At 67.0% G+C, this 20,849-nt stretch carries 22 protein-coding genes; 11 read left to right on the top strand and 11 right to left on the bottom strand.

Annotation, left to right across the window (positions count from 1 at the left end):
• Positions 1–51: 51 nt before the first annotated feature.
• The 4 genes from GV832_RS12670 to GV832_RS12655 form a co-directional block, all read right to left on the bottom strand.
• Positions 52–957 carry a LysR family transcriptional regulator gene (locus GV832_RS12670; RefSeq protein ID WP_168775247.1) on the bottom strand — a complete coding sequence of 302 codons (906 nt, stop codon included), beginning with the start codon at positions 955–957 and terminating at the stop codon, positions 52–54.
• 277 nt (positions 958–1,234) lie between these two features.
• On the bottom strand, positions 1,235–1,582 hold the full coding sequence (locus GV832_RS12665) for a hypothetical protein (protein ID WP_168775246.1): 348 nt from the start codon (positions 1,580–1,582) through the stop codon (positions 1,235–1,237).
• Between the two features lies 1 nt (position 1,583).
• Positions 1,584–2,357 carry a DUF6478 family protein gene (locus tag GV832_RS12660; protein WP_168775245.1) on the bottom strand — a complete coding sequence of 258 codons (774 nt, stop codon included), beginning with the start codon at positions 2,355–2,357 and terminating at the stop codon, positions 1,584–1,586.
• Positions 2,358–2,443: 86 nt separating this feature from the next.
• Positions 2,444–3,049, bottom strand: coding sequence for a hypothetical protein (locus GV832_RS12655; protein WP_168775244.1), 606 nt, complete (start codon positions 3,047–3,049; stop codon positions 2,444–2,446).
• Between the two features lie 177 nt (positions 3,050–3,226).
• Between GV832_RS12655 and GV832_RS12650 the strand changes: the two genes are divergently transcribed.
• The 4 genes from GV832_RS12650 to GV832_RS12635 all read left to right on the top strand — a co-directional run bounded on the left by GV832_RS12650 (position 3,227) and on the right by GV832_RS12635 (position 7,973).
• Entirely contained in the window at positions 3,227–4,138 is a 912-nt protein-coding gene (locus GV832_RS12650) for a CPBP family intramembrane glutamic endopeptidase (RefSeq protein ID WP_168775243.1), read from the top strand.
• A gap of 64 nt (positions 4,139–4,202) precedes the next feature.
• Entirely contained in the window at positions 4,203–5,093 is an 891-nt protein-coding gene (gene accD / locus GV832_RS12645; protein ID WP_168775242.1) for an acetyl-CoA carboxylase, carboxyltransferase subunit beta, read from the top strand.
• Positions 5,090–6,355, top strand: coding sequence for a bifunctional folylpolyglutamate synthase/dihydrofolate synthase (locus GV832_RS12640; RefSeq protein WP_168775241.1), 1,266 nt, complete (start codon positions 5,090–5,092; stop codon positions 6,353–6,355). The genes accD and GV832_RS12640 overlap by 4 nt, the downstream gene beginning before the upstream one ends.
• Before the next feature lie 70 nt (positions 6,356–6,425).
• Positions 6,426–7,973 (top strand): ArnT family glycosyltransferase, encoded by a 1,548-nt coding sequence (locus GV832_RS12635; RefSeq protein WP_168775240.1) that lies wholly within the window; start codon positions 6,426–6,428, stop codon positions 7,971–7,973.
• 69 nt (positions 7,974–8,042) lie between these two features.
• Here GV832_RS12635 and GV832_RS12630 read toward each other — a convergent pair whose 3' ends face one another.
• Complete coding sequence (locus GV832_RS12630; RefSeq protein WP_168775239.1) at positions 8,043–9,992, bottom strand: lytic transglycosylase domain-containing protein; 1,950 nt, start codon at positions 9,990–9,992, stop codon at positions 8,043–8,045.
• 145 nt (positions 9,993–10,137) lie between these two features.
• Here GV832_RS12630 and dapA point away from each other — a divergent pair, with 145 nt between their 5' ends.
• The 3 genes from dapA to GV832_RS12615 all read left to right on the top strand — a co-directional run bounded on the left by dapA (position 10,138) and on the right by GV832_RS12615 (position 12,664).
• Positions 10,138–11,010 (top strand): 4-hydroxy-tetrahydrodipicolinate synthase, encoded by an 873-nt coding sequence (gene dapA, locus GV832_RS12625; protein WP_168775238.1) that lies wholly within the window; start codon positions 10,138–10,140, stop codon positions 11,008–11,010.
• Positions 11,007–11,849 (top strand): DMT family transporter, encoded by an 843-nt coding sequence (locus GV832_RS12620; RefSeq protein WP_354001962.1) that lies wholly within the window; start codon positions 11,007–11,009, stop codon positions 11,847–11,849. The genes dapA and GV832_RS12620 overlap by 4 nt, the downstream gene beginning before the upstream one ends.
• A 227-nt stretch (positions 11,850–12,076) precedes the next feature.
• On the top strand, positions 12,077–12,664 hold the full coding sequence (locus GV832_RS12615) for a Hint domain-containing protein (protein ID WP_168775236.1): 588 nt from the start codon (positions 12,077–12,079) through the stop codon (positions 12,662–12,664).
• On the opposite strand, the gene GV832_RS12610 is transcribed toward GV832_RS12615, so the two are convergent.
• On the bottom strand, positions 12,661–13,104 hold the full coding sequence (locus GV832_RS12610; RefSeq protein ID WP_168775235.1) for a potassium channel family protein: 444 nt from the start codon (positions 13,102–13,104) through the stop codon (positions 12,661–12,663). The two genes, GV832_RS12615 and GV832_RS12610, sit on opposite strands and share 4 nt — an antisense overlap.
• A gap of 49 nt (positions 13,105–13,153) precedes the next feature.
• On the opposite strand from GV832_RS12610, the gene smpB reads away from it, so the two are divergent.
• The 4 genes from smpB to GV832_RS12590 all read left to right on the top strand — a co-directional run bounded on the left by smpB (position 13,154) and on the right by GV832_RS12590 (position 17,429).
• The gene (gene smpB / locus GV832_RS12605) at positions 13,154–13,633 is read left to right on the top strand and encodes an SsrA-binding protein SmpB (protein WP_168775234.1); all 480 of its coding nucleotides are present in this window, start codon (positions 13,154–13,156) and stop codon (positions 13,631–13,633) included.
• 71 nt (positions 13,634–13,704) lie between these two features.
• On the top strand, positions 13,705–15,132 hold the full coding sequence (locus tag GV832_RS12600) for a methyl-accepting chemotaxis protein (RefSeq protein ID WP_168775233.1): 1,428 nt from the start codon (positions 13,705–13,707) through the stop codon (positions 15,130–15,132).
• A 258-nt stretch (positions 15,133–15,390) separates the two neighbouring features.
• Positions 15,391–16,248 (top strand): 3-mercaptopyruvate sulfurtransferase, encoded by an 858-nt coding sequence (gene sseA / locus GV832_RS12595; protein WP_168775232.1) that lies wholly within the window; start codon positions 15,391–15,393, stop codon positions 16,246–16,248.
• Positions 16,249–16,256: 8 nt separating this feature from the next.
• Entirely contained in the window at positions 16,257–17,429 is a 1,173-nt protein-coding gene (locus GV832_RS12590; RefSeq protein ID WP_168775231.1) for an amino acid aminotransferase, read from the top strand.
• Here the strand turns inward: GV832_RS12590 and GV832_RS12585 are convergent.
• Genes GV832_RS12585 through GV832_RS12565 form a run of 5 tightly spaced genes read right to left on the bottom strand, consistent with a single transcriptional unit; the run spans position 17,426 to position 20,797 of the window.
• Complete coding sequence (locus GV832_RS12585; RefSeq protein WP_168775230.1) at positions 17,426–17,794, bottom strand: 4a-hydroxytetrahydrobiopterin dehydratase; 369 nt, start codon at positions 17,792–17,794, stop codon at positions 17,426–17,428. The two genes, GV832_RS12590 and GV832_RS12585, sit on opposite strands and share 4 nt — an antisense overlap.
• Positions 17,791–18,390 carry a glutathione S-transferase family protein gene (locus tag GV832_RS12580; protein WP_354001961.1) on the bottom strand — a complete coding sequence of 200 codons (600 nt, stop codon included), beginning with the start codon at positions 18,388–18,390 and terminating at the stop codon, positions 17,791–17,793. The genes GV832_RS12585 and GV832_RS12580 overlap by 4 nt, the downstream gene beginning before the upstream one ends.
• On the bottom strand, positions 18,387–19,544 hold the full coding sequence (locus tag GV832_RS12575) for a GNAT family N-acetyltransferase (RefSeq protein ID WP_168775229.1): 1,158 nt from the start codon (positions 19,542–19,544) through the stop codon (positions 18,387–18,389). Before GV832_RS12575 ends, GV832_RS12580 begins: the two co-directional genes overlap by 4 nt.
• A 30-nt stretch (positions 19,545–19,574) precedes the next feature.
• The gene (locus GV832_RS12570; protein WP_168775228.1) at positions 19,575–20,339 is read right to left on the bottom strand and encodes a glycerophosphodiester phosphodiesterase family protein; all 765 of its coding nucleotides are present in this window, start codon (positions 20,337–20,339) and stop codon (positions 19,575–19,577) included.
• Positions 20,339–20,797, bottom strand: coding sequence for a RidA family protein (locus GV832_RS12565; RefSeq protein ID WP_168775227.1), 459 nt, complete (start codon positions 20,795–20,797; stop codon positions 20,339–20,341). The genes GV832_RS12570 and GV832_RS12565 overlap by 1 nt, the downstream gene beginning before the upstream one ends.
• Between the last annotated feature and the right edge of the window lie 52 nt (positions 20,798–20,849).

Genomic DNA, 20,849 nt, shown 5'->3' with positions numbered 1-20,849 from the left:
GGTCGAGGCCCCGGGTCGAGCCCGGGGCGCCTTTGGTCTTGGGGTGAGGCCTCACCAGTTGTCGGGGCCCTTTTCCAGGAAGCGCCGCGCCAGGAAGTCGATGAAGGCGCGAACCTTGGGCTGGGTGAAGCGGCCCGGCGGATAGACGGCATAGATGCCCTGGACCTCGGTCGGCAGGCCCGGGATGGCCTCTTCGACCTGGCCCAGGCGCATGGCCTCGGAATAGAGGAACGAGGGCAGATAGGCGATGCCAAGCCCCGAGACGGCGGCGTTCAAGAGCGATTGCCCGTCATTCACCGTCAGCCAGCCCGCCGTTCGAATTTGCCGCTTTTCCCCCGAGGGCGCGATGACTTTCCACACATTGCCATTGGCCTGGTTGGAATAGTGCAAGAGCTTGTGTTCGTTCAGGTCGTCGATCTTCAGAGGCCGGCCGAACTTCTGGAAGTAAGACGGCGCGCCGATCATCTTCTTGGTCGTCTCGGCCAGTTTCCGGGCGCGCAGGCTCGAGTCCTCCAGCTCTCCCACCCGGATCGCCATGTCGAACCCTTCGGAGATCAGCTCGACATAGCGGTTGTTCAGCACCATGTTGACGGTGATATCCGGGTATTCCAGCAGGAAATCCCCCAGGATGGGCGAGAGCAGGTTGACGCCGAAATCGGTGGCGACCGAGATCCGCAAGAGCCCCGAGGGCGCCGATTGCATCGAGGTCACCAGGGCATCCGCCTCTCCGGCGTCGTTCAGGACGCGTCGCGCCCTGTCGTAATAGGCCAGCCCGATCTCGGTCGGCGAGACCCGCCGCGTCGTCCGATTCAAGAGCCGCGCACCAAGCCGGGCTTCCAGGGCCGACACATGCTTGGACACGGCCGATTTGGAAATTCCCATCTTCTTGGCCGCATCGGTGAAGCCGCCCTGGTCCACGACCGTGGCAAAAGCTTCCATTTCCGTCAGTCGATCCATTGTTACCCCCAGGCATTCAGTCGGAGTGATGCTGCAGGATTGATCCCGGATTGGGGCAGGATCACGGCAGGTCAGAGACACTTCCGGGGTATTCTGGGGGATTGGTTGGGGCGGGGAAACATTTCCCCGCCTTGGTGGTTAAGGGGTGGTTAACGCGCAAGGGATTGAGGGGCCAGGCAAAAGCGCTCGGGTCGCGCTTGCTTAGCCCGGGGTATACCCCGGGGTTCGGGCGGGCAACCCGGGGTATACCCCGGGCTACGCGGCGGAACCGGAGCCCTCAGGCCGTCTCGACGCAATGCCTGCGGAAGGCGCGCTTGAGCATGTCGAGCTCGGCGCGCAAGAGGTCGATCTCGGCGCGCAGGTCGTCTTCCATGGCGACGCCGGTGATGATGGTGAAATGCGCCAGGGTCTCGGCGCCTTGACGGATCAGGAAGGTCTGGACCCCGTCGTTCAGCACGGCGGCGGGGATCGGCACCCGCACCTCATGCCCGCCGGGGCAAGGCGTCACGGTCACTCCGGCGATCTTCTCGCCCAGCAAGGTCACCTCGATCCCCTCGGAGGCGCCGGTCAAGAGGCCCTGCCAGACGCCCTCGCGGATGCGGGTCTTGGTCAGCGTGGCTTCCATCTTACAACTCCGCTCTCGGTCTGCGCGACAGGGTCACGTCGCGCAGGATCACCTGGTTCATCTCGGGGCCTTCGAAGATCAGGTCGACCCAGAGCTTCTCCACCCGCTTTTCGTTGATCTTGGAATAGGCGAGGTCGAATTCGACCATGACCTCTTCTTCCGCCAGGGGCAGCTCGCGCACGATCTGTTCGACGTTCGGCCCATGCTTGATGTTCAGCCGGGCGAAGATCTCCAGGGGCTTTTCCATCTCGACGATGACATCCAGCCGGATCAGGTGGCGGAGCTTCAGCCCCCGCGCGGCCTCTTCCGGCAGGTCGAGCACCAGCGACAGGAAGGAGCCGTCGAAGCGGAACATGTCCATCCGGAAGCCAAAGGGCGCAATGTCGCTTTCGCGGGTGTTGCGGATCTGGCGGACGGTCAGCTCGGATTTGCGGCAGTCGTGGAAGATCGTGGTCCCCTCGCCGATCGGCGCGCGACCGGGGACCGAGGCCATGCCGGGCACCGAAAGCGGGCCCTTCCAGAGCTCGGGCCGCCAGGACCAGTCGGTGCCCAGGGGCTTCTTCATGGCGTTCGAGCCGATCAGCGGCAGGGCCAGGCGGAACTCGGCCTCATGGATGACGCGGTCGAGGTTGCGCCGCAACGCGCGGGCCCATTGGTTCAGGCGCGACAGGGTCTCGACATCGGCCTGCCCGGCCTTGTCGCCATAGGCGATCCAGCGCCTCAGACCGCGTCTGAAGAGAAGGCCCTCGATCACACTCACCCGGCGCTTTGCCATCTGCCCCTGCCCCACCCCGATTGTTTACAATGGGGAAACGATTCTCTTATTGCCGGAAAACCGTTAAGGTTCCACCCCTCTTGCACCTAGCCCGCAGATGCCGGTTTTGCGGGCGGAGCGCTGTCGGGATTGCGCTTGTCCAGAAGCTCGACCGTTTCCAGGACCAGCTTGAAGCCCTGCTCGGGCGTCAGGGGCGCCCCGGTGGCCCCCGAGGCCGAGATCGTGACGAGCCGCCCCTGGATCCCGGCAATCGCGCGCCAGTATTCGCCGGCCTCCTGGTCTTGCAGGTGAAGGAACAGCGAGCCCTCGCCGAATTTGACCTCGGTGACGATGACATGGGCGGCCACGCCGTCGCGGGCCAGGAGCTTGCGCCCGGGGACCGAGGTGAAGAAGCTGGAGAGCGCGTCGGGACCGGCGGCCAGCACCCCGGCCGAGCCCGGCGTGCCGATGGTCATCGAGAGAAGCGCCGCCGCGACCTGCCCTCCGCTGGTGCAGCGCCCGATCAGCACGACCACGGCTTCGCCGGTGTCGACCGAGGTGGCGGGGTCGATGCAATAGCCCCGGGGGGCGGCGACGGTCAGGGTCTTGTCGAGGATCTGCACCTCGCGCAGGCCCTGGCCCGGCAGGGCGGGCAGGGACAACTCGCAGGCGGCAAGCAGCGGCAGAAGGGCAAGGGCCGGGAGAAGGCGCATGGCGTGTCCAGGATTGTTCGCTCCAGCGATAGCGACCCGCCCCCCTTGCCGCAAGGCCCGCGCCAAGAAGCGCCTTGGCATTGCGCCCCGGGCGCCACAGGGTTAGGCTCGGACGCGCGAAATGCCCCCGGATTGCCCGCCGGAATGCCAGAACCGGAACGCCCACCAGGAGGCAGAATGTCCGACACGCCCGATCCAATGCCCCACCATGGCGCGGCCTATGCGCCCTTGACCGGCTTTGCGGCGCCTGCGCGCGGGCGGGCCGAGCTTTGGCGCATCCTTGCGGTCTTTGCCCTGCTTGTCCTGCTTGGAGACGTGGCGCAGGCGCTGATGTCCCAGGTTGTGCGGGGGCTCATGGGGCCGCTCTTCGGGCCTGTGGCGCTGTTGAATCTGTCGCTCGGACTGACGCCCTTCGGCGTGGTGGGCAATCTCTTGATGACGCTGCCGGTCATGGGGGTCTTCGTGCTGGCGGTCGCCCTGGTGACGGGGCGGGGGCCCGTGAGCCTCTTGGGCGCGACCGCACGGCTGAAGGGCGATTTCCTGGCGGGCTTCCTGCCGCTTTGCGCCCTGGGGCTGGGGCTCTTGCCGCTTTTGGCCCAGGGCCCTGCCGTGGCCACCGGGAGGGACTTGGGGCAGGTGCTGGCCTGGCTGCCCCTGGCGCTTCCGGCGCTGGTGGTCATGGCCCTGGCCAACGAGGTGATCTATCGCGGCTTCCTGCAACAGCAGCTTGCGGCGCGCTGGCAGCCGAGCTGGGTCTGGATGGGCCTGCCCGCCGCGCTCTTTGCCCTGTCGCAGGGCGCGCCCAGTGCGACCGGAGAGCTCGCCCCCCTGTCGCTGGTCTGGGCCCTGGCCTATGGCATGGCGGCGGCCGACCTGACGGCGCGAACGGGCAGCCTTGGCGCCGCCATCGGCTTGCAATCGGCGCTCCTGGCGCAGAGCCTTTTGCTCATCGGGCTCAAGGGGCCGATGAACGGTCTGGCGCTTTACACGCTGGACGCAAGGGGCATGGCGCTTCTGCCCTGGATGGCCAGCGATTTCCTGACTTTGCTGGTGGGCTGGCTTTCCGCGCGGCTCTTGTTGCGGGTCTGATTGCTTTTCCCGCGTCCAGGGCTTATTTCGAGCCCAGCAGAATGACCGAAAAGGCCAGCCGCCCATGAACTGGATCACGAATTACGTCCGCCCGAAGATCAACTCGCTCTTCTCGCGGCGCGAAACGCCCGACAATCTGTGGACCAAGTGCCCGGAATGCGGGACGATGCTGTTCCATCGTGAACTGGCCGACAACCAGAATGTCTGCACCTCTTGCGATCACCACATGGCGATCAGCCCGCGCGAACGCTTCACCGCGCTTTTCGATGGCGGCATCTTCACCGAGGTGAAGGTCCCCGAGCCCATCGTGGACCCGCTGCATTTCCGCGACCAGAAGAAATACCCCGACCGGTTGAAGGCCGCGCAAAAGGCCAGCGGTGAGCGCGAGGCCATGCTGGTGGCCGAGGGCGAGATCGCCCGCACCCCCATCGTGGCCGTGGCGCAGGATTTCAGCTTCATGGCGGGCTCGATGGGCATGTTCGTGGGCAATGCCATGGTCGCGGCGGCCCAGGCGGCGGTCAAGCACAAGCGGCCACTGGTGGTCTTTACCGCAGCCGGTGGCGCGCGGATGCAAGAGGGGATCCTGTCCCTGATGCAGATGCCCCGCACGACCGTCGCCGTGCAGATGGTCCGCGAGGCGGGCCTGCCCTATGTCACCGTCCTGACCCATCCGACGACGGGCGGCGTGACGGCCTCTTACGCCATGCTGGGCGATATCCAGATGGCCGAGCCCAATGCGCTGATCTGCTTCGCGGGCCCGCGCGTCATCGAGCAAACCATCCGCGAGAAGCTGCCCGAGGGCTTCCAGCGCGCCGAATACCTTCTGGACCACGGGATGCTTGACCGGGTGACCCACCGCAAGGAATTGAAGGACGAGCTCGTCACCATCCTGCGCATGCTGACGGGCCAGCCGCCGGCGATCAAGGGCGAGCTGACGGCTCCGGCGACGAAATGAGCTCGGATGCGATCCTCGAACGGATGATGAGCTTTCATCCGAAGATCATCGACCTGACGATGGACCGCGTGCATCGGCTGCTGGCCGCGATGGGCAATCCGGAGCGGCATCTGCCCCCGGTGATCCATATCGCGGGGACCAATGGCAAGGGCTCGACCCAGGCCATGATCCGCGCAGGCCTCGAGGCCGATGGCAAGGTGACCCATGCCTATACCTCCCCGCACCTGGCCTGGTTCCATGAGCGCATCCGCCTGGCCGGAGAGCTGATCTCCGAGCCCGCGCTGACCGCTTTGCTGGACGAATGCGTGGCGCAGAACGGCGGCGAAGAGATCACCTTCTTCGAGATCACCACCTGCGCGGCCTTCCTGGCCTTCTCGCGGGTCAAGGCGGATTACACGCTGCTGGAGGTCGGTCTTGGCGGGCGGCTGGATGCGACCAATGTCGTCGATCACCCCGCATTGACCATCATCACCCCGGTCTCGATCGACCACCAGCAATACCTGGGCGAGACCCTGCCCGAGATCGCCTTCGAGAAGGCCGGGATCATCAAGCGCGGGGTTCCGGTGATCATCGGGCCGCAGGACGATGCGGGCCTTGCGGTGATCGAGGCGCGGGCCATGAAGGTCGGCGCCCCGGTCCTGGCCTTTGGGCAGCACTGGCATGTGCATGAGGAACATGGGCGGCTGGTCTTCCAGGACGAGAACGGGCTTCTCGACCTGCCCCTGCCCAACCTGCCCGGTCCGCATCAGATCCAGAACGCCGGGGCGGCGCTGATGGCCTTGCGGCACCTGGGCGCCAGTCCTGCCGCCTGCGAGGCGGCGGTGACCAAGGCTTTCTGGCCCGCCCGGATGCAGCGGCTGAAGACCGGCCCGCTGGTCGATCTGGCGCCGGGGGTGGAGCTTTGGCTCGACGGCGGCCACAACCCGGCCGGCGGTCAGGCGGTGGCCTCGACGCTGGCGCGGATGGCACGACGGCCCACCCATCTGATCTGCGGCATGATCAACACCAAGGATGTGCGCGGCTATATGGAGCCCCTGGCCCCGGTGGCCGAGACGCTGCGGGCGGTCTCGATCCCCGGCGAGAAGAACACCCTGCCCGCCGAAGTGACCTGCGATGCGGCGCGGGCGGCGGGGATCAGGGCCACGGTCTCGGGCTCGGTCGCCGAGGCTTTGAGCGAGATCGCGGCGGTGGAGCCCTCGGCGCGGGTGCTGATCTGCGGGTCCCTCTACCTGGCGGGCACGGTCCTGCGGGAAAACGGCTGATCTGGCGGCACGCGCCGGGGGCTCTGCCCCCGGACCCCCGGGATATTTGTGCAAGTATGAAAGAGGCAGGATGGGCTGGCTGACACGGCAGGTTCAGGCGGGGCGCGGGGTCTTTCTGGCCCTGGCGGTGATGCTGGCCTGCGGGCTGCCGGGGCTGTTCTCCCTGCCGCCGCTGGACCGGGACGAGGTCCTGTTCTCCCAAGCCTCGCGGCAGATGGCGGCGAGCGGGGACATGATCGACATCCGCTTTGCCGAGATGCCGCGGTACAAGAAACCCGTGGGGATCTATTGGCTGCAGGTGGCGGCGGCCAAGGTGACGGGGCAGCCGGATGCGATCTGGTCTTACCGGCTGGTGAGCCTTCTGGCCGCCATGGTCGCGGTGGCGGCGACCCATGCCATCGGGCGCAGGCTTCTGACGGCGGAGGGGGCGCTTTTGGCCTCGGTGGCGCTGGCGGCCTCGGTGATGCTGGGGATCGAGGCGCATCTGGCCAAGACCGATGCGACTTTGCTGGCCACGGTGGCGGTGTCCATGGCCGTGGTGGCCCGGGCCTGGACGGGCGACCCGGGCCGCTGGCGGCTGGGCTTCTGGGCGGCGCTTGGCGTCTCGCTCTTGGTCAAGGGACCGCTGGGGCCCATGGTCGTGCTTCTGGCGCTGGGGGCCCTGTCGCTTTATGGCCGCGAGACGCGGACCCTGCGCCGGCTCTGGAGCCCCTGGGGCCTGGCCCTGATGCTGGTGATCGCGGTGCCCTGGTATGTCGCGATTTCCTATGTCTCGGGCGGGGAATTCTGGAGCGCCTCCTTGGGCCGCGATATGCTGGGCAAGGTCGCCACGGCGCAAGAGAACCACGGCGCGCCGCCCGGGTCTTACCTGGCCGCGCTGTGGCTGACCTTCTGGCCGGGGTCGATGGTCCTGGCGGCGAGCCTGCCGGCGCTCTGGCGGGCGCGGCGCTCGCCCGTGGTGATCTTTGCCCTGGCCTGGGCCCTGCCGACCTTCCTGGTCTTTGAACTGACCCCCACCAAGCTCATCCACTATACCCTGCCGACCTGGCCCGCCCTGGCGCTGCTCCTTGGCGCCGTGGCCAGCGCCGCCAAACCGCGCTGGCCCGCGCTTCTGCCCGCCTTCCTGCCCCTGATCCTGCTGGCCGCCCTGGAGGTCACCCTGCGCGGCTTTGGCCAGGGCCTCTCGCCCCTCGCCCTGCCCGGAGCCCTCTTCATCGCCCTGGCAGCACTTCTGACCGTGGCGGCGCTGCGCCATGGGACCCTGGCCACCACGGCAGCCCTGGCGCTGGCGGGCTTTGCCTTCAACGCCACGCTCTTCCCGACGCTTGCGCGCACCACATACCTTTGGCCCGCCCCGCAACTGGCCGCGATCTCCGCCCAGCACCCGGATTGCGCCTTCAGCGTCACGGGCTTCAACGAACCCTCGATCGTCTTCACCACCGATGCCAAGGTCCGCCTGGCCGCGCCCGAGGACCTGCCCGCGATCCTGCAAGCCCCCGGCTGCCAGCTCATCGCCGCCCCGAGCCTGGACACGACCCTGCCGGAACTGACCCGCATCCAGGGCCTGGACCTCGGCTCGGGCAAGCCCATCGACCTCGGCCTCTGGCTGAAACCCTGATCGCTTTCAATTTGGCTCAAATATCTCCGGGGGGTGAGGGGGGCAGCGCCCCCCTGCGACCTCAGCCGCCTAGCGTCCCGTCAGCTCGGCGGTCACCCGGACCGGTCCCGCCACGCCCTTCAGCTTGGCGCGGTAGATCACCACGCCTTCGACCACCCGCATCACATAGGTCCGGGTCTCGGTGAAGGGGATGGTCTCGACCCAATCCACCACGTCGACCTCGGGACTGCGCGGGTCGCCGAAGGCCTCGATCCAGCCCACCGGGCGCCTTGGCCCCGCGTTATAGCCGCTGGCGATCAGCGCGACCGAGGCGCCGAACTGGTCGGCCATCTCGCGCAGGTAAGCCGCGCCGATCTGGACGTTATAGGCCGGATCCGAGCCCAGTTTCGCCGCCGAGAACTCCATTCCCATGTCGCGGGCGACCTTCTCCCCGGTCGTGGCCAGGACCTGCATCAGGCCCAGGGCGCCCGCGGAGGACCGCGCCTCGGGGTCGAACTCGCTTTCGCGCCGGGCGATGGCCAGGGCCAGGGCGCGCGAGACCATCAGCTTGTCGGGCACCATGTCGGGCACGGGGAAATAGGCGCCGGGGAAGATCACCCCGCGTTCCGCCGCCGCCTTGGCCAGGACCAGGGCGCTGCGGTATTCGCCATCGCCCAGCGACATGGCGGCCAGCGTGCCAAGCTCGTCATCCGACAGGCTTTCGCCCAGGTGCAGAAGGAACCGCGCCGACATCTGCTCCTGCCCGGCATCGGCCAGAAGCCGCGCCGCAGCCAGCACCGAAGACCCCGCCATCCGCGAGGTCTTCCAGTCGCCGGGCGGCGGCGCCTTGGAGAGAAGCGATTTGTCGAGGCTCAGCCCCAGCTTCTCGGCCGCCAGAAGCCCGTAATAGCTGGTCTGATGCTTGGCCGCCGCCTGGTAGCTCGCCTTGGCGGCGGGATCGCCCATGGCCTCTTCGGCCCGGCCCATCCAGTAATGGCCGCGCGCCTTGGTGATCGCGGTCCCGGCCTCGGTCAGGTGGCGGAAATGCGTCAGCGCCAGGGAAGGGTCGCCCAGTTTCCGCAGGGCGATGAAGCCCGCGAGAAATTCCAGGTCGGCCCGGTCGCCGAGATCGGTCAGCTTGTGGCTGGAGGCGACGCGGTAGGCGGTCTTGGCCTCGCCATTGCGCATCAGCCAGCGGGTGAGGCTGGCGCGGCGCTCGGCCCAGGCCTGGGGGTCGCCAAGCTCCCGCGCCGAGCCCGAGCGTTCCAGGATCAGCGTCGCGGCCTCTTTGTAGCTGTCGTGGCGCATCCGGTAGAGGAAGCGGTCATAGGCGAGGCCCGGATCGCCAGAAAGGCCCGGGGGCACGGCTTTGATCAACGCGGTCAGGCCCTCCTTGTCGGCGCGGATCGCCATGCGGGCGCGGGCGAGCGCCTGCCAGCCGGCATCGACCAGGGGCAGCATCCGCGTGGCCTCACCTGCGCGGTCGCCTGCCCAGAGGAGCCGGTCGAGCCGCAGTTCATGGGCCACTTTCAGCGAGGCGCCATAGGATTGCAGGGCTTGGTCCTGCTCCTCGGCCGAGAATTCCAGCTCCACCCAGGCCTTGGCCATGACGGCCTCGGCATCGGCGGCGCGGCCCTTGGCCTGGAGCGCCCCGGCGAGGGCCAGGGCGCCCGCGGCGGATTTGGGCGCGTCGGGGCCGAAATAGGCGATGATCCGGTCGGGCGTCGAGGACCGCGCCACGGCCTTTTCCCCCGCCCCCTTCAGGAAGGGCAGGCCGGGCCAATCGGGGCGGCGGGAGAGGAATGCCTCGTAATCGCCAAGAAGCCCCTCACCCGCCCGCAGGCGCTGCCATTCCACCAGGTCGGCGCCGATGGCACCGGCGCCCTGGGCCGTGGCGCGGGCCGCCTCCCAGTCCTTGGCCTCGACGAGGCGCTGTGCGGCGGCAAAGGCTTTGACCTCGGTCGCGCGGTCGGCCTGGGCAGGCAGGGCAAGGAGCGTGGCGAGCGCCACGGCGGCAAGACGGGAGAAGATACGGGTCATGCCCCCGAATCTGCCCCAAGCCCCGCGCCCCCACAACTCGATTTCCCGTGATCGCGCCTTCTTGGCAAGAGCCCGCCATGCCGTTAAGGAAGGCGCACGCGAAATGGGCCGAATCCGGCCCTCCAATCCATGAGGAGACGTTACCATGTTCAAAGGGTCCTTCCCTGCCTTGGTCACGCCGTTCAAGAACGGCGCCGTGGATCTGGACGCGCTGAAACACCTGGTGGAGTGGCACATCGAACAGGGCACGCATGGGCTCGTTCCTGTGGGGACGACCGGTGAGAGCCCGACGCTGTCCCATGAAGAGCACCGCCTGGTGATCGAAGAGGTCATCAAGGCCGTCCGTGGCCGCATCCAGGTCATCGCCGGGGCGGGGTCGAACAACACGGCCGAGGGGATCGGCCTGATCCAGTTCGCCGAAAAGGTGGGCGCTGATGCGGCCCTGGTCGTGACGCCCTATTACAACAAGCCGACGCAAGCCGGTCTGATCGCGCATTTCACCGCGCTGCATGATTGCTGCAATCTGCCGATCATCATCTACAACATCCCCGGCCGGTCGGTCGTCGACATGTCGCCCGAGACCATGGGCGTGCTGGCGAAACTGCCGCGCATCGTGGGCGTCAAGGATGCCACCGGCAAGATCGAGCGGGTCTCGCAGCAACGCGCGTCCTGCGGCAAGAACTTCATCCAGCTTTCGGGCGAGGATGCCACGGCCCTGGGCTTCAACGCCCATGGTGGCGTGGGCTGCATCTCGGTGACCGCCAATGTGGCTCCGCGCCTCTGCGCCGAGTTCCAGGAGGCGACGCTGAAGGGCGATTACGCCAAGGCGCTGGAGTATCAAGACCGCCTGATGCCGCTGCATGAGGCGATCTTCATCGAGCCGGGTCTGGCCGGGGCGAAATATGGCCTGTCGCTCTTGGGCAAGTGCTCGGAGGAGGTGCGGCTGCCGCTGGTCGGCCTCACTGACGGGACCAAGGCGAAAATCAAGGCGGCGATGGAGTTCGCAGGCATCCTGTGACCCCCAATCTGCGGGGTGCCTTGTGGATGATGGCCTCGATGGCGGGTTTCGCCATCGAGGACGCTTTCCTGAAGAAAGCCGCCGGAGCAGTGCCGCTGGGGGAAATCCTCCTGATCGAGGGCCTGTGCGGGATGGCCTTCTTCGCCCTTCTGGCGCTGAGGCGCGGCGAGGCCCCCCTGCCGCGCGGGGTGCTGACGCGGACCATGGCGGTGCGGTCGGGCTTCGAGATCGTGGGGCGGCTGTTTTATGCCCTGGCGATTGCGCTGACGCCCTTGTCCTCGACCTCGGCCATTCTGCAGGCGACGCCCCTGATCGTGGTGCCAGCGGCGGCGGTGCTGTTTGGCGAGAGGGTCGGGGTCTTTCGCTGGACCCTGATCGGGGTGGGGTTCCTCGCAGTCTTGCTCATCATCCGGCCCGGGGGAGAGACCTTTACGCCGCTGTCGCTTTTGGCCGTGGCGGGGATGCTGGGCTTTGCCGGGCGGGACCTGGCCACGAGGGCGGCGCCCCTCGCTCTGTCGAATGTGCAGCTGGGGACGGCGGGGTTTGGGGTTCTGGCCTTGGCCGGGGTGGTCCTGTCCTTCTGGACCGGGATCAAAGCCATCGAGACCCCCGGCCTATTGGCCGGTGCCATAGTCTTCGGGGTCTCTGGTTACGCCGCCCTGACCATAGCGATGCGCAGCGGAGAGGTCTCGGCCGTCACCCCCTTCCGCTATTCCCGCCTTGTCTTTGCCCTGATCCTGTCGGTCGCGGTCTTTGGCGAACACCCCGATGCCATGACTTTGGCCGGATCGGCCATCATCGTCGCCTGCGGTGTCGCGCTGTTGACCCGCAAGACCTGAGTCGTCCCGCGATTCGGGCCCCGCGCAGCGCGCCGATTGTTGCTTAACGACATGCTAATCCGTGGAACCTTCCGCGAAGCCGTCAAGGCTTCGGGCGGGATTGTGTCGCCCATATGGACAAAGCCGCGATGATGTCGCTGCCGCGTCGAAATAAAGGCAAGATTCAGGAGCCGATTGGGCACAGGGAAACGGGGGCGCCACAGAGATTAAAACCGGAGGAAAAGCCCATGTTCATGAAAGACTTCACCCGCTTTGCCGAAGACATCGCCGCCGTTCCGCCGCTGGAGAGCCTGACCAGCGCAGCCGTCCTGACCGGCCTTGTCGCCGGAACCCGGGTGGAAACCGACTGCGGCTGGCGCGATGTGACCGCCTTGTCACGCGGTGACCGGGTCCAGACGCTGGACGGCGGGTTGGCCCGCATCCTCGGCCTCGACCGCCGCGAGGCCGAGATCGAGACCCTGCTTCTGCCCGGCGGCTATATGGACGCCTGTTCCGACCTCTGCCTTCTGCCGCGCCAGCCGATCCTGGTCTCGACCCTGGACGACCCCGAAATCGGCGCGGCGCCCTTCGTGCTGATCCCCGCCGAAGCGCTCGGCTCCCTGCCCTTCCTGTCGCGCGTGAAACAGAAGGCCGAGGTCATCACCCCGCTTTTCGCCGATGAAGAGGTGGTCTTCGCCAATTCGGGCGTGCTTCTGCGCTGCCCCGGGGTGATCGAGGGTGCGGGGCCCATGTCGATGGACAGCTTCTTCCCGACGCTGGACCTGGAAGAGGCCCGCGCCTTCCTCTCCCGGCGCGAGGCGCGGCTTTGGGCCTAACGGATGCGGCGGCTTTGTTCGACCTGGCCCAGGCGGATTTGCCGAAAGGCCTCGATGAGGAGCGCAGTGAGCAGGCCGAAGTTCAGAAAGCCGTTCGCCGCCTCCATCCCCGCGAGGATCCGCCATTCCGGCGCGGGGACAATGTCGCCCAGGCCCAGCGTCGTATAGGCCACCAGCGAGAAATACAAAGCGTCCTCGATGTTGTCGAAGGCGCCCAGCCAGTCATAGGCCATGGCCCAGATCCAGGTCCCGCAGGTGATCACCCCCAGGACCCAAAGCGAGACCCCGGCCAGAAGGGCCACGAGCTTGGGCCGATGCGGCTCGCGCATCAGCCAGGGATGCAGGCGGACGAAAAGGACCTCCAGCGCCATGGCGGCCACGGCAGCCATCAGGATGTTGATCAGCAATAGCCCCGTGCCGACCGCAATCTGAACGATCATGCCGCCCCTTCTGGACTTGTGCGCCCGGCTCCCCTATCTGAGGGGCATCATGGCAGAGAAGTCCGATCCCAATTCCAAACTGATCGCGGAGAACCGCCGCGCCCGATTCGATTACCACATCGAGGAGGATCTGGAAGCAGGGATCATGCTTCTGGGATCAGAAGTGAAAAGCCTGCGCCAGGGCGGGTCGAACATCGCCGAAAGCTATGCCTCGGTCGAGAAGGGCGAGCTTTGGCTGATCAACTCTTATGTGGCGCCCTATCTGCAGGCCAAGACCTGGGGGCATGAGGAACGCCGTCACCGCAAGCTCTTGGTGTCGCGAAAGCAATTGGCGCGGCTTCATGCGGCGGTGGGGCGCGAGGGGATGACCATCGTCCCGCTGCGGCTTTACTTCAACGAACGCGGCATGGTGAAGCTGAAGCTCGGCATCGCCAAGGGCAAGAAGCTGGCCGACAAGCGCGAGACCAGCGCCAAGCGGGACTGGGATCGGCAGAAGGCAAGGCTTTTGAAGCAAAATAGCCGCGACTGACGGTTTGTTAAGGCTTGCCGCCTAAGTTGCTGGAAGGACCGCGAATCCACAGCCATCAAGGGGCCCTGCCAGTGACCGAACAAGATTCATCACCGCTTGCCAATCGGCTCAGATTCTACGGCATCGACGCAAAGTCCCCAGAGTTTCCCGCCATCGCCGCCGCCGTGGCGAAGTTTGGCGATCAGGCCATGGATGATTTCTATGCCCGGGTTGGGTCGACGCCAGAGACTGCGCGCCATTTTTCGGGCAAGGCCGCAATGGACCGGGCGCAAAAGGCCCAGATCCAGCATTGGCAGCGAATGTTCGGCGGCGGTCTCGGGCCGGAGTATTACGATGCCTCCAAGCGGATCGGGGATGTTCACGCCCGCATCGGGCTGGAGCCGAAGTGGTATGTCGGCGGCTATGCCAACATCCTCGCCCATGTGATCGAAAACGTCCTCCTGTCGGGCATGGGCAAATACTCGCCCCGTCGCCGGGCCGAGGCGCGAATGCTGACGACCTTCGTCAAGGTCGCGCTCCTGGACATGGACCTGGCCATCACCCGCTATTTCGAGGTCGAGGAAGAGACCAGGAACGAAGTCATCTCCAGCATCGGCCGCTCGCTGGCGGGGCTTTCGGCTGGGGATCTGACCGTGGCCCTGCCCACCCTGCCCGTCAGCTTCGGCCAGATCGAGGCCGACTTCCGGCGGACCCTCTCGACCCTGTCCGAAGCCATGGGCGCGATCCTCGAGGGGTCGGGCCAGATCAGCTCGACCGCGGCCGAGATCCGGGCCGCGTCGGATGACCTGGCGCGGCGCTCTGAACAGCAGGCCGCCAATCTCGAGGAAAGCGCCGCCTCGATGGACGAGCTGAGCCAGGCGATTTCGTCGAACACCGTGGCGATGAAGTCGTTGAACGAAAGCGTCCGCCGCACGCGCGAGGCGGCCGAGGGCGGTGGCCAGGTCGTGGCCCAGGCGATCGAGGCCATGGCCCAGATCGAACGCAGCTCGGGCGAGATTTCCAAGATCATCACGATCATCGACGACATCGCCTTCCAGACCAACCTCCTGGCGCTGAACGCCGGGGTGGAGGCGGCGCGCGTGGGCGAACATGGCCGGGGCTTCGCCGTCGTGGCCAACGAGGTGCGGTCCTTGGCGCAAAGCTCGGCCCAGGCGGCCGAACAGATCAAGGCGCTGATCAAGAAAAGCGTGGGCCAGGTCTCGTCGGGTGTGCAGCTGGTGAACAACGTCGGCTCGGCCTTGCAGGACATCGTCAGCCAGGTCACCGCAACCAGCAGCGTCACGGTCGAGATCACCGAAACCTCGGCCGCGCAGGATGCCAACCTGCGCCAGATCAACCTGGCCATCAACGAGATGAGCGAGACGACCCAGCGCAACGCCGCCATGGTCGAAGAGGCCAATGCCGCCGCCCATCACATGGCCGAAGAGGCGGCGCGGGTCTCGGCGGCGGTCAACCACTTCAAGGTGCGCGAGAAGCGGCAGGTCTGGCAGGCGGCCTAGCGCGGCGCAGTTCGGCAGCGCGGTGAGGGCGGTGGTTCGGCGGCGCAACCCGGGCTGCATGCGGGGCAGTTCGGCGGGACACGTCTAGGGCGCAGCTCTGGGGGCAACTTCCACGGCGCACGTCCGCAGGGCACTCCGGCTGGGCACGTCCACGGCGCCTTTCGGCAGCGCAATTCGACAGCGCGGCGCCAAGCCGTGCTTGCCCTTCCGGCCTGTCTTCGTTAGGTCCAAGGCGTTCCTTGCTGGAGCCTGACCCCAATGACCGACGACCCCAAGACGCTGGTCTCGACCGACTGGCTGGCCGCCCATCTGAAGGACCCCGATCTGCGGGTCCTTGACGCTTCCTGGTATCTCCCCAATGCGGGCCGCGATGCCAAGGCTGAATATGCCGCCGCCCATATCCCCGGCGCGCGCTTCTTCGACATCGACGAGATCACCGACAGCCGGTCCAACCTGCCCCATATGGCGCCTCCGCCCGAAAAGTTCATCTCGCGGATGCGGGCCATGGGCGTGGGCGATGGCCACCAGGTCGTGGTCTATGACGGCGCGGGGATCTTCTCGGCCGCCCGGGTCTGGTGGACCTTCCGCCTGATGGGCAAGACCGACATCGCCGTGCTGGACGGCGGCTTGCCCAAGTGGCAGGCCGAGGGGCGCGAGACCGAGGACATGGCCCCGGTCGTCAAGGACCGTCACATGACCATCAGTCGGCAGAGCCACCTGGTGAAGGACGTGACGCAGGTGGCGCATTCGGCCAAGCTGGGCGAGGCCGTGATCGTCGACGCCCGCTCGCCTGGGCGCTTCGAGGGCACGGCGCCCGAGCCCCGGGCGGGCCTGCGCTCCGGTCATATCCCCGGCGCGCGCAATGTGCCCTATACCTCGGTCCTGAACGGCGACGGCACGATGAAACCCCTGCCCGAGCTGCGTTCGGTCTTCGAGGCCGCAGGCGTCGATCTGAAGAAACCGGTGATCACCTCTTGCGGGTCCGGCGTCACGGCGGCGGTTCTGTCGCTGGCCCTCGAACGCCTCGGCCACCGCAATCACTCGCTCTATGACGGCTCCTGGGCCGAATGGGGCATGTATGACGACCTGGCCGTCGAAAAAGGCCCGGCACGATAGGAGCCCCCATGCTTGAAGCCCTGAACCCCCAGCCGCAGGACAAGATCCTGCAACTCATCGCGCTTTACCGCGAGGACAAGCGGACCACCAAGATCGACCTCGGCGTCGGCGTCTACAAGGACCCGACCGGCCTGACCCCGGTGATGCGCGCCGTCAAGGCGGCCGAGAAGAAGCTGTGGGAGGTCGAGACGACCAAGACCTATACCGGCCTCGCCGGTGAGCCCGCCTATAATTCGGCCCTGGTCAAGATGATCCTGGGCGAGACGGATCGCGCGGCCTCGGTCGCCACCCCCGGCGGCACGGGCGCCATCCGTCAGGCGCTGGAGCTGGTGAAACTGGCGACGCCGGGCGCCACGGTCTGGCTTTCGGCCCCGACCTGGCCGAACCATCCCTCGATCATCAAGTTCCTTGGGATGAAGATGGCCGAGTACCGCTATTTCGACGCCGCCACCTGTGGTGTCGATTTCGAGGGCATGAAGGCCGATCTGGCCAAGGTCGCCCCCGGTGACGTGGTCCTGCTGCATGGCTGCTGCCACAACCCGACCGGCGCGAACCTGACGCAGGCCCAGTGGGCCGAGACCGTGGCGATCCTGCAAAAGCAGGGCGCCGTCCCCTTCGTCGACCTCGCCTACCAGGGCTTCGGCGACGGGCTGGAGGAAGACGCCGCCGCCACCCGCCTGATCGCCGCGTCCTTCCCCGAGGTCCTGATCGCCGCCTCCTGCTCGAAGAACTTCGGCATCTATCGCGAGCGGACGGGCATCCTGATCGCCCTGACCTCTCCGGATCGCAAGGCCGTCGTGCAGGGCAACCTGAACTTCCTGAACCGCCAGAACTTCTCCTTCCCGCCCGATCACGGCGCGCGGCTGGTGACGATGATCCTGGAGGACGAGGCCCTGACCGCCGACTGGAAGGCCGAGCTCGAAGAGGTCCGGCTGAACATGCTGACCCTGCGCCAGAGCCTGGCCGACGCGTTGCGCAAGCTGACGAACTCCGACCGCTATGACTTCGTGGCGACCCATCGCGGCATGTTCTCGCGGCTTGGCCTGACCGAGGCGCAGGTCCTTCGGCTGCGCGAAGAGCATGCGATCTATATGGTGGGCGACAGCCGGATCAACATTGCGGGGCTGAACGCCCAGACCGTGCCGATCCTGGCGCAAGCCATCGTGGCCGTCGGGGGTTAAGCCCCCGCCTTCCCCTTCCGCTCCTGGCAGAGGCAGGTGATGGGTTGGCCGTGGTCGCGCTGCACCATGGCCTCGCCCGCCAGCTTGTCCATCCGCCGGGCCAGGTCGAGGTCCAGGTCCGAGAGCCCGTCGCAATCATGCGTCGTCAGCGTCACATCCACGACGTTATAGACATTGCGCCATTCCGGGTGGTGGTTCAGCTTCTCGGCCAGCAGGGCCACGCGGGACATGAAGCCCCAGGCCTCGACGAAGCTCTTGAACTTCCACACTTTCCGGATCGCGTCGCGGTCCGGCACGGCGGCCCAGCCGGTCTCGCCCAGGGCGGGAAGGGCGGCGGCGCGGTCCTCTTGGGTCAGGGGCTTCATTTCGTCACCAGGGCGTCATCCAGCGCATTGGCGCGGGCCAGGGCGGGGCGGCCGGCGATCCGCTCCCAATAGGCTTTCAGCGTGGCATTGTCGGGCAAGGTCCCAAAGCGCAGGCCCCAGCCGATCTGCGAGCCGACATAGACATCGGCGACGCTGAAGCCCTCGCCACAGAAGAAGCTGCGGGTTTCGAGGTGACCCGCCAGGGTGCGGACCACGCGGTCGAGGCTGCCATAGCCCGTCCGCCCCTCTGACCGAGGGTCCTGGGCCGTCCAGCCGAAGGAGGTGTTGACCACCGCCTGCTCGAGCGGCCCGGCCCCGAAGAACATCCAGCGATAGGCGGCGCCGTGGTCCTCGGGCATCAGCCCGGCCTCGGGGAAAGTCTCGGCCAGCCAGAGGCAGATGGCGGCGCATTCGGTGACCACGCCGCCGTCATGAACCAGGGTCGGCACCTTGCCCATCGGATTCAGCGCCAGGTAGTCGGGCGCCTTCATCGTCGTGGCATAGTCCAGCACCACGGTCTCATAGGGCTGACCGACCTCCTCCAGCATCCAGCGGACGATGCGCCCCCGGCTCATCGGATGGGTATAGAACTTCACTCGGTTTCCTCCCTCTGGTCCTTGCGGAACGGGCCGTAGTCCGTCAGCACCTCGATTTCCTCGTCCACCGCCGCGCGTTCCTGCCGCAGATAGCGCGCGACCGCGCCGCGCAGGCCGGGGTCGGCAATCCAGTGCAAGCTATGCACTGGCGTCGGCAGATAACCGCGCGCCAGCTTGTGTTCACCCTGCGCCCCGGCCTCGACCCGGGCCAGGCCATGGGTGATGGCCCAGTCGATCGCCTGATAGTAGCAGAGTTCGAAATGCAGGCAGGGCAGGTTTTCCGTGCAGCCCCAATAGCGGCCGTAAAGCGTTTCGCGGCCGATGAAGTTCAGGGCCCCGGCGACGGCGCGGTCGCCCTGGAAGGCCAGGACGAGAAGCACGTCATCGGCCATGGTCTCATGCACTTCGTCGAAGAAGCCGCGTTTCAGGTAAGGAGTTCCCCATTTCCGGCTGCCGGTGTCCTGGTAGAAGGCCCACATCGCGTCCCAATGTTCGGGCCTCAGGTCCGCGCCCGTCAGCGCCCGGATCGTCAGGCCATGGCCTTGGGCGGCTTCCCGCTCCTTGCGAATCATCTTGCGCTTGCGGCTGGAGAGGTCGGCAAGGAAGGCGTCGAAGTCCTTGTAACCCCGGTTCTCCCAATGGAATTGCTGGGTGACGCGGTGGAGGATCTCGGGGCCCTCCAGCGCCTCGGCCTCTTCGCCGGTGCAGAAGGTGACATGGCAGGAGGACAGGCCATTGTCGCGGGTGATGCCGATGGCGGCCTGCATCAAGAGTGGCCGCAGCGCGGGGTCGCCCAGGAAGCGCTTGCCGGTGGCGGGGGTGAAGGGGACGGCGCTTTGCAGCTTGGGGTAATACTGGCCGCCCGCGCGCTCATAGGCCTCGGCCCAGCCGAAGTCGAAGATGTATTCGCCCTGGCTGTGCGACTTGACGTAAAGCGGCATGGCGGCGACGGGCTTGTCGTCTTCGCGGATCACCAGGGGCCGCGTCGTCCAGCCCGAGCCCTTGCCGGTCGAGCGGCTGCGGTCCAGCGCAGACAGGAAACGGTGGGTGGTGAAAGGGTCCAGCGGGCGGAGGCCCTCGGGGTTCGCCAGCGCGTCCCAATCCTTGGCCGCGATCTCGGCCATGCCTTCCAGAAGTGCGATCTCATAAGCCATGGGGAAAGGATGGCCCCCCTGCGGCCAAGGTCAAGGGAAAGCCGCCGCGTAACCTTCGAAGGTGATGTTCTGTGCCACCTTGCGCGCCAGGGCCTCGGCCTCTGCCGAGCGGATGGTCCAGCAGAGCACCGCCGCACCTTGCGCCTTGAGCTCGGCCACGCGGGGGCGGGAAAGGTCGCTGGCCTCGTGGCTGATGAAGGAGGCCTGGACGCGGTCGTAATCCGGGATCTCGCGCAGGTGGTCGCAGGTGGCGGCGTCCAGGGGTGCCCAATCCGCGCCGTAAGCGCTGGTCGTGATGCCCCGCGCCAGATGGGGCGCCAGGCGGGCGAGGTGGGCGATGCAATGCGGGTTGAAGCTCATCAGCGCCACCGGGCCGGAATAGCCCGCGAGGACGGCGACGGTCGCGGCCTCCAGCCTGCCATCGGTGTCCGACATGGTGAGCGTCTGGTCCTTCAGCTCGATCAGCAGGGGCACGGCGCCGCCCACCAGTTGCAGGACTTGGGTGAGCGTCGGGATCGTATCGTCCGAGCCCGTGAGCCGGGTCGCCTGAAGCTCCTCCGCCGTTCGGTCCCAGATCCAGCCCGGCTGACCCGTCAGGCGCGCCATATCCTCGTCGTGAAAGACCATGGGCACGCCGTCCTTGGACAGCTGCAGGTCGATCTCGATGGCATAGCCCGCCGCCCGCGCCGCCCGGACGGCAGAGGCGGAGTTCTCGATCCGGCCCCGCGCCCGGTCATGCAGGGCGCGATGGGCGATGGGCGCGCGCAGGAAAGCGGCGGGCAGCGGGGTTTTCATCAGCGGACCTGGAAGATCGCTTCGATCTCGACCGCGACGCCGAAGGGCAGCGAGGCCGCCGAGACGGCAGAGCGCGCATGGCGGCCCGCATCGCCGAGGACCGCGACCATGAAGTCGGAGGCGCCGTTGATCACCTTGGGCTGGTCGGTAAATTCGGGGGTGGAGTTCACGAAGCCCACCAGCTTCACCAGGCGAACCAGCCGCGACAGGTCGCCATCGCAAGCCGCCTTGGCCTGGGCCAGCAAAGCGATGGCACAGGCCCGGGCGGCATCCGCCCCCGTCGCCACATCGACATCTGCCCCGAGTTTCCCGGTGATCAGCCCGGCCTCGTTGCGCGAAATCTGGCCCGAGACATGGACCAGCTCGCCCACCTGCACGAAGGGCACATAGTTGGCCGCAGGCGCGGGCGCTTCGGGAAGGGTCACCCCCAAATCGGCAAGACGTTGTTCGATGGACATGATTCCCCCCTCGGAAAAGCTTCGGGCCGGAGGTTATCCCCGGCCCGTAACG

The sequence above is a fragment of the Stagnihabitans tardus genome, from assembly GCF_009925085.1.
Taxonomy (GTDB): Bacteria; Pseudomonadota; Alphaproteobacteria; order Rhodobacterales; family Rhodobacteraceae; genus Stagnihabitans; species Stagnihabitans tardus.
This window is presented reverse-complemented; position numbering and strand designations above follow the sequence as displayed.